Source organism: Acinetobacter sp. YH01011, from assembly GCF_013420785.1.
Taxonomy (GTDB): Bacteria; Pseudomonadota; Gammaproteobacteria; order Pseudomonadales; family Moraxellaceae; genus Acinetobacter; species Acinetobacter towneri.
Genome location: NZ_VOYG01000006.1, coordinates 31,048 through 47,131, shown reverse-complemented (window position 1 = coordinate 47,131; position 16,084 = coordinate 31,048). Strand labels below are relative to the sequence as shown.

Here is a 16,084-nt window from a genome sequence, read left to right as displayed (position 1 = left end):
GTTCTATTCACTGTGTTTTAGACTTAAAATCAAACATCCCGATACAACCCAACGACCTTGCCCACCAACTTACATCCATCTATCAATGGAATCGTTTTTTCAGGCCAGTCTGGGTTAAGCGGTTGCAAATACATATTGCCGCTTTCAACAATCAGCTTTTTAAAAGTTGCCTCTAAATCACCTTCACAAGAGACGATGACTAAATCACCTGTTTTTAAATCATTTGTTTGAAAGTCAGGATTTACATAAATTTTGTCTGCAGGGCGGAAGTCTGGAAGCATCGACTCACCAACTACGGTCAACCCGTATCCGTTTTTGCCGCATTTCGGGTTAGGCGGCAGCCATTCTTCAAACTGCGTACCTGCAGGTACAGATTCAACTGTGGTCCACGATCCAGCTTGTACCCATGAGATAACGGGTACCAATCGACCAGCAATGGGAAAGGGAGCAGTGACGTTGGGTTCGATACCTGAGCCATGATCCAAATAACTAATATCTACATTAAATTTTTTAGCCAGTATTTGCATTTTCTCTTCACGAGGTTTTGCAATTCCAAGCGTATAGCGTCGTGCCATTTCATAAGTGACATGAATAGCATCTTTTAATTGGTTTACGTTTTTTATTGGTGAGCCTTCTTTTTGCATAAGGCCATTAAGCCGTGAAGCAAATTCTTGGTATTTGGCTGTTTGCACCTTACAAACCTTCTCATTTTCTACGCTAGGTAGAATATTAACCCGTATTTTAGGTTGCACCAATTCTATTTTTGGTAGTATATTATCTTCTACTTTAAGTAGTTTTATTGGTAGCATTATGTCATCTCCAAAAGACGCTTTTGAAAAAGCAATCAAAATCGCAGGCAGTAAATCTGCTTTAGCTCGAAATTTGGATATAACGCCTTGGGCTTTAAGTAAATGGAATTTCGATAAAATCCCAGAAGATCGCTGTCTTCCAATTGAGAAATTTACGAAAGGAAAAGTTCGAGCTGAGCAACTACGTCCTGACATTAATTGGGCGTATGTACGTTCTACTCAAAATAGTAAAGAAGCCGTTATCTAATAACACGTTCAAAAGGACTTTCAATGAACATCATCGATGCGGCTTATCACACTGTCCACGATTATCCAGGTGGCGCAACGGCGTTAGCACCTAGACTCGGCATTAAAAGCCCAGCCGTGCTCAACAGCAAAGTGAATCCAAATACGGATACACACCACCTATCACTTTTAGAAGCCACAAAAATGATGGCCATCACCAATGATTACCGCATTTTGCAAAGTATGAATGCGCACCTAGGCAAGGTTGCGATTGATCTGCCACAAATCCCTGAGTGTCGAGATACGGCGCTCACTGATCTTGTGCTGAGCTTTGGAATGCAGGGCGGGGATGTTTACACGCTATTTAAAACAATGATGGCTGACGGACGCATCACACGTGGTGAAGCAGTCGATTTATCCAAAGTCATCCATAAATTGCACGAAATATTGGCTGAGCTAAATGCTCAGGTACACAAATGTATTGAGGAATAAAAAAGCCTGATTGTTAGGAATCAGGCTTTTGCGTTCAATTCAGAGGGAAATTCTTTATGAACACAAATACTTTACCAAAACACCCATGTCAGGGCAAATGCACGGAATTTAAAGAAGAGCAGTGCAGCAGCTGCTTAATCTTAGTGCCGCAATGTGATTACTGCGGATCGGACAGCATGGTCAGCCGTACAGACAACAATGATGGTTTTATTTGTGCTGACTGTTATTGGGAAGACAAACAAGAACATACCGTGGCGTTGTTTGTGAGTGATGTGGAAATACATTATGCACGTGCATTGAATGCCCAGGGAGAAGTGCCATGAGTCACTTTAATAATCCACCTGATTATAAGCAGCTGCAGCAAGTGCAGTCATTTTACGAACCAAGCCTAAAAGTTCTGCAGGAGCTATATGAGCGCAATCAGAAAAACTTACGCTCAAAAGGTTATGACGAAAACAACGCTGCAATCACCAAGAATGAATTTGGTGAGGCTATGGCGAGACATTTTCGCATTACACAGTGGTTGGCTGCAGATATTGTAGCGAGCTTGGTGAAGGCTGAAAAAGTTGAAGCATTTGGTGGATACGTGAAGCCAATATTAACTGAACACTTAAGCGTGTTTGGGGAACAGGTGATGAAATGAACTATTACCAACACCACATTGGTGACTTCAATAATGCTACACGCTATTTAACGCTCGTTGAACGGGCGTTGTACCGTGACTTAATTGAGATGTACTACGATAGCGAAAAAGCCATTGATGCGAGTGATTTTGAGCGATTGGCACGCCGTTTATTGTGTCGCACTGACGAAGAAAAGACTGCTTTGCGGTTTGTATTAAGTGAATTCTTTGAATTAGTGGACAACACATACGTTCAATCACGTTGTGAGCGTGAAATAGCTGAATATCATGCGAAAAAGGAACAACAGTCCAAGGCAGGTCGTGCATCTGCTGAAAAGCGTTCCAACAGAAAAGCATCACCTGTTAAGAGTCCGAATAAGGAAAATAATACGCCTGTTCAAGAGGAATCTAACGGCTGTTCAACGGACGTTGAACAGCCGTTAAACGACCCTTCAACCAACCATAAACCATTAACCAATAACCAAGAACCAATAATTAATACACACACTAACGCGCAGGAAAAATTTTCGGAACCTGAAGCTTGGAATCCAGACCGAGAGTTTTTACTTACCGTGATACGGACCAGTGTCGGTGAGCAAGCCGAATCAGTTCTTGAATTACCTGATTATGAATTTCAACTTGGGAATTTCAATGCACATTGGGAAAACAAAACCACACTCACTGAAAACCAAAAAACTCGAAAGTTTGCTACGTGGTTGATTCAGGAATTCAACAAACAAAAAATTCCTAGACCCACCAAATCGGGGAAATCACAGCAAAAGACGGTGTCTCGAAACGTCAACGACGCATGGGGTGAAATCCCAAAGCAGGAGCCCGTGTCAGAAGATTACGATCCAAACGAACCACCACCAGGTGTGAGTCAACAAGATTGGGATGAGAATTGGGTATGAACGCATTTTCAAACAACCTAGCAGCAGGAATTCATTCTGAGTTATCCGAGATGTTTTGCCAGATTCACAACGAGCAGATGGTGAAAGTTTTAGGCCGTGATACCTGCAGATCCTGTGCTCAAGAGTTGCTGCAAAAATCTGAAGCTGAACACGCCCAAGAATTACTTGCGAGCACCCGTAAGAAGCGAGTCAACGCAGCCATGATTCCTGCTCGGCATGCAAGCTGTGGTTTTAAAAATTATGCAGCGAGTACACAAGCGCAGCAGTACGCCGTTGCTCAATGCAAAAAATTCTCTGGAGATTTTGTGAAAGGGCAAGCTGGCAACATGATCATGACTGGACGCACAGGCACGGGGAAAACCCATCTTGCATGCGCCATGATTCGGAATATCTTGCACCTAGGCGGATTTGCCCGGTACATCACCAGTGAGGATATGGCCAATAGCATCGCAAATGCATGGACACGACAAGACTGCAGTGAGGCATCTGAGATTTATCGATTCACCGAATATGATTTATTGATCGTTGACGAATACGGTTTGCATGACCAGCACGAGAATCGCTTGAAGTTGGTCCACAAGGTTTTGTATTCACGCTATGACGCAAAAAAACCTACGATCGTGATTTCAAATTTCACCACAGACGAACTGAGAAAAAATTTAGGTGATCGACTCTGGTCACGCTTCCAGCATGATGGTCTGACCGTGGTTGAGTGTAATTGGTCTGATGCGCGTATGGGAGATGGGTGTGAAAGATCAGAATGATGATAAAACTGTCGATTGGGTTGGTGGACGTGCTTGCAGTTCGTTTGAAAAGCGTATGGATATTTTGATTTTTGCAGTACATGCGAAAAGAGAAATCACGGTGACGGACATTGCGCAGTGTGTGTTGAGTTGTTCACGTATGACTATTCGGAATTGCTTGAAGGATTTGGTGTGCAGTGGCTATATGGCCAAGACCTCAATTTACACATATACGGCGACTAACAAAACTAAAGAGCTGTTTGGAGTCGGGGCTGAATGACAAGCATTTCACTTGCTGAATACAAAAAACTCTACTGCGGTGATCGTAAGAGTACGAGCAAGCGCAAGAGCAAAGTCAAAGGTGAAAAGATTGTGAGCAAGGGAGAAGCAGCACTGATCCAACAGCTCAGAGCGTTAAAAATCGAATTTGTGCAGGAGTTTCAATTTCACACATCACGAAAATGGCGGGCAGATTTTCATATCAAAAATACGAAGCTGCTGATCGAAGTTGAAGGCGGCATCTGGTCAGGTGGCAGGCATACACGGGGCAAGGGTTACATAGGGGATATGGAAAAATATAACACAGCAACAATGATGGGATTTCAGGTTTTACGGTTCAGCACAGAGCAAGTGACAAGCGGATTTGCAATTAAACAGATTGAAGGGTTGGTGAAAAGATGAATGCAGCAGTTAAACAGAAACATATTTTGCAGGCGGTTGATTGGTCTAAATACGATTTACCAGAATGGTTGCGTCAATTTGGTTATTGGCAGGGTGCAATGATTCGGTTTGATAGATCTGCAGAAAACCCTTTAGTGGGAGCAATTAGGAAAGCAAAACTTAGACTCAAGAAGGGTGATAGAGAAAAAATTATTGCTTATTATTTATGTGATGAAAACTTCATTGATAAACATTCAAAAAAACAGAAAGTATGCTTAATTACAGATGATGAGGCGAGAGCAGTACAGCGCTTGATTATTGATATTTTAGACGGCTGCACATCAGAGGCTATGCTTGATTGGATGGATGCAATCATAGAGAGATATTTTAATCAAAAATCATGGACTCAGTTGGTTAGTTCAGAACGCACTGCCATGGATGCAAAATACGATGTTCGTTGCGGGCTAGCTGCTTTGCATAATCGGTACCAGTTTATTAAATATAAAAATGGCTCAGTATGATCTAACTATTGATTTTTATAAGCAATTCAGATAATTGTATAAAGATCAAGCAATGGTGAGTAATAATGATAGAAAATCCACAACATTTTAATTTAATAACGAATTTTGAAGAAATCACATCTAGACCTAATTTTGTTGAAAAGGTGATGATTGCCAGGGGGGAGGATGTTCAAAACACGATTTCTGATTTAGCGGGTTTTTATGTATTAAGGGATTTTGTTAGTTGTGGGATTTCAAGTTGTGGAAAGAAACATCAAAAAGGTTATGTCGCACAACTTCATGATGGTAATGAGATTATCATTGGACATAATTGTGGTAAAAAGCACTTCGGTATTAGTTTTGATGAAAAAGCAAAACAATTTAAACATTTAAGAGATAATGCCAATCAATATCTACAAATTAAAGAAATGTTTGAAAAGCTGCCATCATTAAAAGAAAACCTTGATCGGATATTAAATCACACAGGCAGAATGACATTTTTTCAAATCAAGATATCACTTAAGAGCTTTAAAGAAAATGCTTTGGATTACTGGATGCGTAGGAAAATTGGGCAAGAAGTATCAAGTACCGGTGCAATATATATTGATGATTTCAAAACAGTAGATGAAATCAATGCAGAAATTCTAAGTGGCAGAAAGAATGTAACGGATATTAAGCGAGTTTTAGTTGGAAATATTGCTGAATATGATGTGATTGCTAACTGGCATAATGCAGATAAATTAAAGGATTACTTTGATCGTGTGTATAGAGAAATCAAAAACCCTAACCAGTTGGACGGTCAGGCAATCAAGACGCTTTCCAAAAAGTTAAGGCAGCACGACCAAAATTTGCGGGAGTTAGAGGATTATGTCAAAAGAGGTAATCGCTTATTCACTCCCGAAAACTTAATTCAATTCGCTGTATTGTTTACAAAACCACATGAGCAAAAAATTATTGAGAAATATGCAAATAGTTTTACTTAAGCTCTTGACCCTGATCAGGGCATGTGCCATATTTATGGTATGTGGTCGAAGTTATGTATACGCACTTAGCCACCTGAAAAGCAAATGACGATCAGGAAAGACTGATAATTACCGTAAAGGCTCACAGAAATGTGGGCTTTTTTGTTGTCTGTAAAAAGGCAACTCATTCCTGCTGGAGTGCCGACCAGTGGAACATGCCTTGAGTAAACTTCCTTCGGGAATCCAGACTAGGGATTGGCGCCCCGACCTAAAGAGGATTGAAAGCAAGTAAAGCAGACCGTGCATGTTAGGTGTGTGTGATTGTGAGTAGCGGTAGATCAGTTGCCGAGCTGGTCAATATCGTAATCTAAGGCAGGGTGTGGCAGATCGCCGCATCCTTATTTAAGCGCCATTAGCTCAACTGGATAGAGCATTGCACTTCTATTGCATTGGTTGCGGGTTCGAGTCCTGCATGGCGTGCCATATTCCGATGAACGGCATATATTTTGGTTAAACAGTGTCATACACTTTATTTAGAGCGTTCTGTAGTTCTTAGTTTTATACCCGCATTTCCCCAAATGTGGGTTTTTTTATGCGTGGAGAAAAACATGCTCCGATTGTTAATGTGCTTATTCGGCCTGCATGGTGCGACTGAGATTGATTACACGATTGATGATGAAGAAATCAAAGTATACCGTGTTTGTTTGAAAGAAGTTGAATAAACCCTCGCCACTCCAGTGGCATTTTGCCGAACGTATTACGGCACATAAACTCCGCTCAATATGCATTATTGGCGGGGTTTTTCTTTTTCTATTGGTGATTACATGACAGACAAAGTACAAGCGAAACAAGACTTAGAATTTTGCAGTGCTGAGCTGTCTAAGTATCAAAATCTCAGTAGATCGGGATTGACGCGGGCAGAGATGCTAGCGATTGACGGCATCATGCGCCGCTTGAAAGATCGCATTAGAAACTTACGGAATGTATTGCTGTGAAACGACCAATGCCGCCTCAAAGCCTGCTTGATCTTGACCCTGAAGAACCAGTGGGATTTGAGCCTGCACACGAACTAAAAGAATGGATTTTAAAAACATTCATTGATGAAGGTGGTGAGCTACACAACCCTGATCACATGCATATATCGCCGTGGGATGATGATTTATTCATGGTGCTATGGGCATCAAGTGGGTTTAAAAAGTCTGAAAAAATTGTTTTGGGTCAGACTGAAAAGTTTGCGCCGATGGCGGGCGGCTGGCGGAAGATGCGCCAAGAAAAACAGATGATTGACTGGTTTGGTTGTGTACCGAATTTCATCATCACAATTGATGCTTGGTTTGCACATAATGCCAGTGATACTGACTTTTGTGCGTTGATTGAACATGAGCTTTATCACATTGGTGCCAAGCGCGATGAGGATGGCAATTATTTGGTGAGTCAATCCACTGGTGAGTACAAGTATTACCTAAGGCCACATGATGTTGAGGAATTCCACGGGGTTGTTCAGCGTTATGGTGCATCACCAGACGTTCAAAAAATGGTAGAGCTTGCAAATGATGGCCCAACAATCGGCAAGGCAAAAATTGCTCATGCATGTGGTACGTGTTTATTGAAGTTGGCTTAAATTTTTTTGCCTGCTTTGCTTTACGTAGCTTTACAGAGAGGTGGTTGTGGCAGCACTAAAAGAGCCTGTAAAAATATTTATAGTTCAGTCTCTTGCTTGCTTTGAAACGCCTCAACAAGTAGCAGACACTGTAAAGCAGGAATTTAAAATAGAAATTAGCCGCCAACAGGTGGCTCTATATGACCCAACGAAATATTCAGGTCGAAATCTAAGCAAGAAACTAAAAGACCTTTTTGAGAAAACGAGAGCTGAATTTAAATCCAATGTTTATGACATTCCGCTAGCAAATAAAGCTGTTCGTTTGAACGAACTTCAGAAGATGTATGACAGTTGGGGTAAAAACAGAATCATTAAGCAAGGCATCATCAAACAAATTAAAGATGAGATGCAGGGCCATGATGCACAGTTACTCGATCTTGAGCTTAAGAAATTAGAAATACAGCGTATTCGTGATGGCGAGGATGGTGCAGGTGATGACCCAACCCCTGTGAAAGTCACAATTCAAGTTGTAGATGCGAGTAAGAAAGATGCCGAACATCAATCCGACACTGAATGTTCCTCAGGCGAACTTTCTACAACTGAAGAATAAGTTTAGGGCATTTGTCGCGGGTTTTGGCTGCATGCACGGAGATACTTTAGTTGCTACGGCTTTTGGCTTTAAGAAAATTAAAGAGATAACATCTCCAACGCTTGTTTTATCTTGGTCTCACAAGAGTAGTCGATTTGAGCTTGCTCTAAGTGGTGGAGCGTTCCCGAAAGGTGAGGCGAGTCTTTACCGAGTTTCAACAAAGCAAGGAGAATTTGTTGCAAGCGGACATCACCGTTTGCTTTGCGCTGACGGTACGTATCGATCAGTGGAAAGCCTTTCCGTTGGTGAGAAGGTATTTGCATCTTCGCAAAACCTTCAGCAGACCAATTTGGGCGAATTCCCGTTATCGTCTCACGCAAATGATCAGCGTTCTTTTCAAAGACACGCAAGTTTGATGGGTCGTTATGCAGACGCAGCCCGTCAATATGGTCAACAACTTCTAGCTGGCTCAGGTATCGCCCAAGATGCGTCTCCATTACATGGCGGTGCTCAGCAATACGACCATCCAAGCGCGGGTTTGGGTGGTTTGGTGGGGCAGGAATGCTTACATATCCATCATTATCAACAATTCGACCGCCACGCCATGAGTGATTTAAATCACCGTGCATGGCGCCACGATTTAAGCGATCTAAATTGTTTACGCGAAGAATGTTTTGCACATGCTTTGCAGAGCAGCCAATCTCACTTGCAATCTCTTTTGAAGTCATCCCAAGATGATTCATTGAAAGAATTTGATGGGTTTGTGTGTCAGTACGAGGAGTTGGCTTCTTTCGTTGTTTCACAGTCAAATCATACTTTTGTATGCAGCGATACACCGCAGTTCGCTCACAACCAACAAGCTTCACAATCTGAGCAACCGTTAAATCGGGTGATGCAAGACTGCAAATTTTCTTCTCAAGATCAGTCATATAATTGTTCCTTAATCAAAGCCTGCGACATATTGAGTATAACACAACTTGATCGAGTTGAGACTTACTACGATATGCAGGTTTTGGATAATAACAACTATGTGACAATTGATGGCGCAATCCATCACAACAGCGGTAAGACATGGGTAGGGTGTTCGAGCTTATGCGATAAATCTTGGGAGTTTCCAAAAGTTCCGCTCGGTTATTTCGCACCAACTTACCCGCAAATTAGAGACATTTTCTTTCCAACTATTGATGAAGTTGCGTTTGATTGGGGTTTAAAAACCAAGATTTACGAATCAAACAAAGAGGTCGATATTTACTATGGCCGCCAGTATCGAAGCACGATTATTTGCCGATCCATGGAAAAACCTCAAACGATTGTTGGTTTTAAGATTGGTCATGCGCTGATTGATGAGTTGGATGTCATGCCGACTGTTAAAGCACGGCAGGCATGGCGGAAAATTATCGCACGTATGCGTTTTAAACAAGCTGGTTTGTTGAATGGTATTGATGTTGCAACAACACCAGAGGGCTTTAAGTTTACTTATGAGCAGTTTGTAAAAGAAGCGAATTCAACACCTGCAAAACGTGCTTTATACGGGATGATTCAAGCTTCAACTTATGACAATGAAGCTAACTTGCCTGATGACTATATTTCTTCGTTATATGAGTCATATCCACCACAATTAATTTCAGCTTATTTGCGCGGCCAGTTTGTAAACCTGACTAGCGGGGCTGTGTATCCTGACTTCGACCGAAAGTTAAATCATACGGATGAAGAAATAGAGCCGCTTGAGCCATTAATTATTGGTATGGACTTTAACGTATTGAAAATGGCAGCAGTGGTTTATGTGATTCGAGATGGTAAGCCGTTGGCATTGGATGAAATGGTTGGAGTGAGAGATACACCAACTATGGCACAACTTTTAATTGAGCGTTTCCCGCTTCATGAGATGACAGTAATACCCGATGCTGCAGGTCAAGCCAAATCCTCAAAAAACAGCAGTGAGTCAGATCATCAAATTCTAAGGGACAAAGGTTTTCGGGTTGAAGTGGATGGGACAAACCCTGCAATCAAAGATCGTATTAATGCAGTAAATGCATTGATCTTGAACGGTGATGGTGAGCGCACATTGCGGGTAAACACCAATAAATGCCCACGTTTTACAGAAACGCTTGAGCAACAGGTTTATGACGACTTTGGTATGCCAGATAAGAAATCTGGACTTGATCACGTTGGTGATGCGGGCGGTTATCCAATTGCCAAGCGGTTCCCGATTATTAAGCCAGTCACACATCTAAACATCCCAATTTATGGAAAAAGAAAATGACAGGTATTACAAGCACACACGCAGATTATGATGAGCATGCACCACTATGGAAAATGGTTGACGATGTATGCAAGGGGCAGAAAGCCATTAAGGCTGCTAAAAAAACGTACTTGCCTGTACCGAATACCTTTGGTGATGGCGATGATAATCGTTATGACGAGTACCTAGATCGAGCTGTCTTTTATGGTGTAACAGGCAGAACACTAAACAGCCATGTTGGTTCGGCATTTAATAAGTTGCCTGAGTTTAAGCGTCCTGACGAGCTAGAGTACCTTGATCGAAATGCAGATGGTGCAGGACGTTCTATTTACCAGTGCTCTCAGCGTATGTTGCGCTATTTGTTAAAGCATTACCGCTGTGGTGTTTATGTGGATTATCCGCAAGTACAACCAAGCCGTAATCGCGCTGAGGATAAGCTTAAAAATGCATTTCCGATGATTCATGTTCTCAAGGCTTCAGCCATTAAAGACTGGGATCACATCATTGTTGGAAATCAAAAGAAGTTATCCTTCGTCAAAATTAGTGAATCTGTATCAAATCGAAGTCCAGATGGCTTTGAGCGCTCAACCAAAGAACAATACCGAGTTTTGCGTTTAGAAGATGTGGGGTCTAATGAATTTGTTTACTCGGTTCAAGTGTATGAGCAGGATGCAAAAGGCAACTGGGTAGAAGGGCAGAAATATACTCCAACCGACTACCACGGCAATCATTGGTCATATATTCCATTCACTTTCTGTGGTGCTGTAGACAACACGGACGAAATGGATAATGCACCACTGCTTGAATTGGCTGAACTAAATTTGGCGCACTACCGAAACTCAGCAGATGTTGAAGAATCAGGTTTTATCGTTGGGCAACCCGTTATTTCAATGCCTGAAATTACAGAACAGCAGTATGAACTTATTCAGCGTGATGGCTTGGCAATCGGTGGTCGATCAGGATTCCCGACTAAGGTTGAAATTACCCAAGCGAGTGAAAATAACCTAGCAAAACAACTCATGACGGATAAGTGGGAGCATATGAAAGAAATGGGCGCTCGCTTGATTGAGGTTGGTTCGGCAAATAAGACAGCAACACAAGCAGACAATGAGGATTCGATTCAACACTCTGTGGTGTCGTTGGCTGTGTCGAATATCAGTGAAGCCCTACAAATGGCTTTACGCTGGTGTGCAAAGTTTGCTTTACCGAATCATGAGTTAAGCACTGATGAATTGAGCTATGTCATTTCACAAGACTTCAACAAGCCGAAATTCAGTGAAGAACGTGCGAAGCGATTATATGAAGCTTGTACTGGTGGCAATTTGCCTTGGTCTGTTTGGTACAAGTATGAGCAAACAGGCATGTTCACTGAAGAAAAATGGGAAGAAATTGAAGTACTACTAGAACGTCAGCGTGATGGTGCTTTCAATATGGGTGAATGAGTATGAATAATGCAGTGCATAAAGCTTTGATAGATGCACTATCACAGCACCAAGCTTATTTATTCAGAGCATCATCGCAAAGCGTGAATGAGCTGACAACCTTGTTTAACAAACTCTCAAACAAGCAGTTAATGCGACTTGGAGAGGTGTTAAATGATTTGTCAGATACAGAGCGAAAAGCACTGCAGGGACTTAACTTTTCAAGCAAAAGCAAAGCCAGTAGAAGCCTTGAAGAAATCAAAGTAATTCTGAGTGAGTGGTTTAAATCCATTGATACTGAATTGAGCCTTGATTTTGAAAAGTCGGCTTTGCAACTTGCGATATACGAGGCAACTTACACAGCAAGCTTAGTTGCTGGTACTGCTGCCGTTATTGATGCTGAAAAGATGTATAAAACCATCAAGAAAACCCCTTATGCGGGTGGTCAGCTGATGGATTATCTTTTTAGTGATATTGCCTCATCGCTGCGAAAAAAAGTTGAATATGCTATTCGTGATGGTGTTTCACAAGGCTTAAGTAATCAGCAGATCATTCAAAAGATTAAAGGTCGAAAGTCGTTAAATTACAGTGATGGGATTCTAAGTAAAACCACTTCCGAGATTGAGCGCGATGTTCGTACCGCAAGAAGCCATATCAGCACAGCAACCTATATTGATACTTACAAAGCTCTCGGCTATGAGTATGTAAAAGTTGTGGCCACACTTGATGGTCGCACCTGTAAATACTGCGCCTCAATAGACGGGGATGTTTATTCGATTGATGACCCAAAGCGACCAAGATTCCCAGTACATCCAAATAATCGCACCACGTATGTTGGTTGTGATAAGGATGGTAAGGTTTTAGGTAAGCGCCCCTTTGTAATGGATGAGCGTAAAGTTAAAGACATTCCAAAAGATGAGCGTGATCAACTGATAGGTCAACTTGATGCCAACACTTCATTTAAAGAGTTCTTTGAGCAATCAGACGAGTTCTTCAAAAAGACTTGGCTGGGTAAATCTAAGTATGAGCTTTATAAAAAAGGTGAGTACAGCATTGATAAGTTTGCTGATCCGCTGAATAAGCGTGGTTATACATTGGAGGAGTTGAAGGCTTTGGATGAGAAGACGTTTGAAAACATATTATAACTTCAACTATTTGTATACACACGATTTTTCTTGATTAAAAATATCTCTGTTGCATAATCTGTTTCAAATTAAATAAATGGAAAATGATCAGTGGAAAATTTAATCAAAGCGTTTCTGGATATCTTTAGAACGCATAATATTTTGCTATATGTTGTTTGTATTGCATCAGGTTTACTTTCATATAATGTTTTTAATTTGGCGGAATTGACAGGTTTTGATGCTATCAAGCCTGATTATAAAAACTATGTTGGCCTTGTATTCCTTTTTTCACTAATCACAATTTTGGTGCTTTGTATAAAATCAATAGTTGCTTATTTGAGACAACTTATTGCTGAAAGAAAATACAATCAGGAAAAAGAAAGATTGATTGAGCAAAAACTGAATAGTCTCACAAATCCTGAAAAAGCGGTTTTACTTCAATATTTTATTCAAAATTCTGAAACAATTTGGTTGCCTGTAACTGGTCAAGAGGTAGTAGAGCTTTGCAACGCACATATTTTGATGCTTGCTAGTAATACTGCCAGAGCTACTATAGCAGGCCAAGCTGTGATGTTGAAATTACCGATGATACTTATGCAAAGGCTTAGCAGCCTGTATCCTGAAGTCTATTCAAAAGATTGTGATCAAAGGTTGGTGCAAGAGTTATTACATAAATTTACGCCAAATAGCATTCGTGAAGTAAATAAAAATAGGCAATTATTTAATTATTAATTAAGACAATCCACGACCCGAAAGGGTCTTTTTTATGCGAGAAAGAAAATGGAAAACCAACACCAAAAAATCAAAGGTTATCGTGATTTATCTCAAGAAGAAATTGACTTGATGAATGAGATCAAGACTATCGGTCCGCAAGTTCAAGCGGTGATTGAAAAGGTTCAAAAGCACATTTCCACTCAACGCTACAACTGTAAATGTGACGCAGGGCAACAGGTCCATAATTTGGATGAATGGGAGCGTCTTGAGGCTGCTACCCCTGAGCGTTTCGCTGCAATGGCTAAGACAGATTTTCAAACTGGACTTATGTATCTTGTCCGCGCAGTAGCTCAGCCAACAAGCTTTTAAATAACCATGATTAATTTAAGCACCCAAACGGGTGCTTTTTTATTGCCTGCTGAAAGCGGATGCAGACAGCGTAACGAGCGGATGCTCATTTTAGAAATAGGGTCGGATGACTTATGAAATTGAAATTAGACGAAAACGGTCATGTAGTGGTTCAAGATGGCAAACCTGTTTATGTGCATGAGGATGGCAAAGAGGTGGCTTTTGATGCACCGCAAACAATTGCCACAATCAGCCGCTTAAATGGTGAGGCAAAAGCGCACCGCGAAGCAAAGGAACAGTTTGAAGCACAAGCCAAAGCCTTTGAGGGGTTAGACCCTGTAAAGGTGAAAGAGGCGTTAAACATTGTTCAAAACCTGGATGCTAAAAAGCTTGTGGATGCAGGTGAAGTAGACAAGGTGAAAGCTGAAGTTACTGAAGCACTAAAACAGACCTATGAGCCACAGCTTCAGCAACTCACACAAGAGCGTGATGCCGTTCAGCAGCAATTACACAAAGAGTTAATTGGTGGTGGATTTGCTCGTTCTAAGTTCATTCAAGAAAACATTGCTGTACCAGTAGACATGATTCAAGCCACTTTCGGTCAGAGCTTTAAGATCGAAGAAGGCAAGGTTGTTGCCTACGGTACAGATGGTCAAAAAATCTATTCACGTACACGCCCAGGTGAAGTCGCTGACTTTGACGAAGCTTTGGAAACTTTGGTTGGTGGATACCAATACAAGGACCACATTTTAAAAGGCGGTCAAGGTTCAGGTGGTGGATTCCAAGGTGGTGGTCAAGGTGGTGTCAAAAAGACGCTGTCTGACTGCAAAACACGTGAAGAAAAAGCTGAATTTCTCAAAACAGTTAAATAATTAGGAGAAGCCCCATGGCTTTTGATTTACAGGTTTTTAATAAACAAACCCACTTGGTGATGACTGAGCATGTTGCTCAGGACATTGTGAAGTTTAACGAAGCGTCACAAGGCGCAATCCAGTTAATCGCTGATCCATTTGAAGGTGATTTTAATATCGAAGCTTCATTCAAAGCGATTGATGGTTTGGTGCGTCGTCGTAATGCTTATGGTTCTGGCACTGTAGCCGCAAAACGCCTACAACAGATGCTTGACGTGGCAGTAAAGGTTGCAGCGGGTACACCACCGATTCAGTACGAAAAGCAGCAATACTTATGGATTAAGCAAAATCCTGAATTAGCTGCCTTAACGATTGGTGAGCAGCTTGGTAAGGCCAAAATTGCTGACATGCTGAATGCTGCGATTTTGGGTGGTTCTTCTGCTATTGGCGGTAATGCTGCCGCAGTTGAAGGTGATGGTACCGATGCGGCAACATTCCGCTTATTGAACAAAGGTGCTTCGCGTATGGGTGACCGCTCAAGCGCAATTCGTGCTTGGGTGCTGCATTCAACCACTATGCACAACTTGTTTGATAACGCCTTGGCCAACGCAGAAAACCTATTCCGTTACGATGGTGTAAACGTCATTCGTGATCCGTTTGGCCGCTTATTCGTTGTAACTGATGCGCCCGCATTAGCAGTGACAACTACTGGCACGATCTATAACACTCTGGGCTTGGTTGAAGGTGGTATTGTCGTGAATGACAACAACGACTTTAACGCTGAACTCGAAACCATCACTGGCAATGAAAACATTCAGTACCAATACCAAGCTGAATGGACCTATGGTGTAGGTGTGAAAGGTTATGCATGGGATATGGCTACAGGTGGTAAGTCACCAACCGATGCTGCAATCGGTACTGGCACCAACTGGGACTTAATTGCAACTTCAATCAAAGATACAGCAGGTGTCTTGATTAAGTCAGCGTAATCAAAGAAAAGCCCCTTAATTGGGGCTTTTCAATATTGGATGAAAACACATGACCAAGAAAGTTAAAAAACTGTATTTCACATCCGACTTTTCTGCTGAAAACGTAGAAAAGCTTCAGGCTGATGGTTGGATTTTGCGAAACCGTGCAGCAACACATAAAGGTGACTTTGTTGAAGATGCTGACGAATACGGTGGTGAAGTGCCTGATTGGTATCCACAAGATAAAGTGCAAGAGCAGAAAAAGCCTACTGCACGTAAAACCACACAACCAACCGAATAGGT

The 16,084-nt window shown here is 41.6% G+C and carries 22 protein-coding genes and 1 tRNA gene; 21 read left to right on the top strand and 2 right to left on the bottom strand.

The annotated features are described in order from the left end of the window. Positions 1-29 precede the first annotated feature (29 nt). Positions 30-809: a LexA family transcriptional regulator gene (locus FTT78_RS05155; RefSeq protein ID WP_180043693.1), complete on the bottom strand. Its 780-nt coding sequence runs from the start codon at positions 807-809 to the stop codon at positions 30-32. Between the two features lies 1 nt (position 810). Here FTT78_RS05155 and FTT78_RS05150 point away from each other — a divergent pair, with 1 nt between their 5' ends. The 13 genes from FTT78_RS05150 (at position 811) to FTT78_RS05090 (ending at position 8,134) form a co-directional block, all read left to right on the top strand. After that, a complete protein-coding gene (locus FTT78_RS05150) occupies positions 811-1,056 on the top strand; it encodes a helix-turn-helix domain-containing protein (protein WP_004973626.1) in 246 nt (81 codons plus the stop codon). 23 nt (positions 1,057-1,079) lie between these two features. Next, positions 1,080-1,526 (top strand): phage regulatory CII family protein, encoded by a 447-nt coding sequence (locus tag FTT78_RS05145; protein WP_180043695.1) that lies wholly within the window; start codon positions 1,080-1,082, stop codon positions 1,524-1,526. 56 nt (positions 1,527-1,582) lie between these two features. Further along, positions 1,583-1,849 (top strand): hypothetical protein, encoded by a 267-nt coding sequence (locus tag FTT78_RS05140; protein WP_180043697.1) that lies wholly within the window; start codon positions 1,583-1,585, stop codon positions 1,847-1,849. Next, on the top strand, positions 1,846-2,169 hold the full coding sequence (locus tag FTT78_RS05135) for a hypothetical protein (protein WP_180043699.1): 324 nt from the start codon (positions 1,846-1,848) through the stop codon (positions 2,167-2,169). Before FTT78_RS05140 ends, FTT78_RS05135 begins: the two co-directional genes overlap by 4 nt. Continuing rightward, positions 2,166-3,059, top strand: coding sequence for a YdaU family protein (locus FTT78_RS05130; RefSeq protein WP_180043701.1), 894 nt, complete (start codon positions 2,166-2,168; stop codon positions 3,057-3,059). The genes FTT78_RS05135 and FTT78_RS05130 overlap by 4 nt, the downstream gene beginning before the upstream one ends. Further along, the gene (locus FTT78_RS05125; protein WP_180043703.1) at positions 3,056-3,823 is read left to right on the top strand and encodes an ATP-binding protein; all 768 of its coding nucleotides are present in this window, start codon (positions 3,056-3,058) and stop codon (positions 3,821-3,823) included. The genes FTT78_RS05130 and FTT78_RS05125 overlap by 4 nt, the downstream gene beginning before the upstream one ends. Beyond that, positions 3,807-4,082 carry a hypothetical protein gene (locus FTT78_RS05120; protein ID WP_225543377.1) on the top strand — a complete coding sequence of 92 codons (276 nt, stop codon included), beginning with the start codon at positions 3,807-3,809 and terminating at the stop codon, positions 4,080-4,082. The genes FTT78_RS05125 and FTT78_RS05120 overlap by 17 nt, the downstream gene beginning before the upstream one ends. Further along, entirely contained in the window at positions 4,079-4,483 is a 405-nt protein-coding gene (locus FTT78_RS05115; protein ID WP_180043705.1) for a DUF559 domain-containing protein, read from the top strand. Before FTT78_RS05120 ends, FTT78_RS05115 begins: the two co-directional genes overlap by 4 nt. Next, the gene (locus FTT78_RS05110; protein WP_180043707.1) at positions 4,480-4,983 is read left to right on the top strand and encodes a hypothetical protein; all 504 of its coding nucleotides are present in this window, start codon (positions 4,480-4,482) and stop codon (positions 4,981-4,983) included. The genes FTT78_RS05115 and FTT78_RS05110 overlap by 4 nt, the downstream gene beginning before the upstream one ends. Positions 4,984-5,048: 65 nt before the next feature. Next, on the top strand, positions 5,049-5,945 hold the full coding sequence (locus FTT78_RS05105) for a hypothetical protein (RefSeq protein ID WP_180043709.1): 897 nt from the start codon (positions 5,049-5,051) through the stop codon (positions 5,943-5,945). Between the two features lie 385 nt (positions 5,946-6,330). Next, positions 6,331-6,407 (top strand) — tRNA-Arg (locus tag FTT78_RS05100). A 508-nt stretch (positions 6,408-6,915) separates the two neighbouring features. Beyond that, positions 6,916-7,545, top strand: a complete 630-nt coding sequence (locus FTT78_RS05095) for a putative metallopeptidase (protein WP_257234746.1) — start codon at positions 6,916-6,918, stop codon at positions 7,543-7,545. 46 nt (positions 7,546-7,591) lie between these two features. Continuing rightward, positions 7,592-8,134 carry a DUF2280 domain-containing protein gene (locus FTT78_RS05090; RefSeq protein ID WP_180043711.1) on the top strand — a complete coding sequence of 181 codons (543 nt, stop codon included), beginning with the start codon at positions 7,592-7,594 and terminating at the stop codon, positions 8,132-8,134. A 77-nt stretch (positions 8,135-8,211) separates the two neighbouring features. Here FTT78_RS05090 and FTT78_RS05085 read toward each other — a convergent pair whose 3' ends face one another. Continuing rightward, positions 8,212-9,042: an HNH endonuclease gene (locus FTT78_RS05085; protein WP_180043713.1), complete on the bottom strand. Its 831-nt coding sequence runs from the start codon at positions 9,040-9,042 to the stop codon at positions 8,212-8,214. Positions 9,043-9,116: 74 nt separating this feature from the next. On the opposite strand from FTT78_RS05085, the gene FTT78_RS05080 reads away from it, so the two are divergent. From FTT78_RS05080 to FTT78_RS05045, 8 genes are all read left to right on the top strand, one after another. After that, positions 9,117-10,376: a terminase large subunit domain-containing protein gene (locus tag FTT78_RS05080; protein WP_180043787.1), complete on the top strand. Its 1,260-nt coding sequence runs from the start codon at positions 9,117-9,119 to the stop codon at positions 10,374-10,376. Beyond that, positions 10,373-11,797 (top strand): DUF4055 domain-containing protein, encoded by a 1,425-nt coding sequence (locus FTT78_RS05075; protein WP_180043715.1) that lies wholly within the window; start codon positions 10,373-10,375, stop codon positions 11,795-11,797. Before FTT78_RS05080 ends, FTT78_RS05075 begins: the two co-directional genes overlap by 4 nt. A 2-nt stretch (positions 11,798-11,799) precedes the next feature. After that, the gene (locus FTT78_RS05070; RefSeq protein ID WP_180043717.1) at positions 11,800-12,921 is read left to right on the top strand and encodes a minor capsid protein; all 1,122 of its coding nucleotides are present in this window, start codon (positions 11,800-11,802) and stop codon (positions 12,919-12,921) included. Between the two features lie 90 nt (positions 12,922-13,011). Then, positions 13,012-13,632, top strand: a complete 621-nt coding sequence (locus FTT78_RS05065; RefSeq protein WP_180043719.1) for a super-infection exclusion protein B — start codon at positions 13,012-13,014, stop codon at positions 13,630-13,632. A 48-nt stretch (positions 13,633-13,680) separates the two neighbouring features. Beyond that, positions 13,681-13,983, top strand: a complete 303-nt coding sequence (locus FTT78_RS05060) for a hypothetical protein (RefSeq protein ID WP_180043721.1) — start codon at positions 13,681-13,683, stop codon at positions 13,981-13,983. A 113-nt stretch (positions 13,984-14,096) separates the two neighbouring features. Beyond that, complete coding sequence (locus FTT78_RS05055; RefSeq protein WP_180043723.1) at positions 14,097-14,834, top strand: DUF6651 domain-containing protein; 738 nt, start codon at positions 14,097-14,099, stop codon at positions 14,832-14,834. A 14-nt stretch (positions 14,835-14,848) separates the two neighbouring features. Further along, positions 14,849-15,802: a major capsid protein gene (locus FTT78_RS05050; protein ID WP_180043724.1), complete on the top strand. Its 954-nt coding sequence runs from the start codon at positions 14,849-14,851 to the stop codon at positions 15,800-15,802. Positions 15,803-15,851: 49 nt separating this feature from the next. Beyond that, positions 15,852-16,082 carry a hypothetical protein gene (locus tag FTT78_RS05045; RefSeq protein WP_180043726.1) on the top strand — a complete coding sequence of 77 codons (231 nt, stop codon included), beginning with the start codon at positions 15,852-15,854 and terminating at the stop codon, positions 16,080-16,082. Positions 16,083-16,084 lie beyond the last annotated feature (2 nt).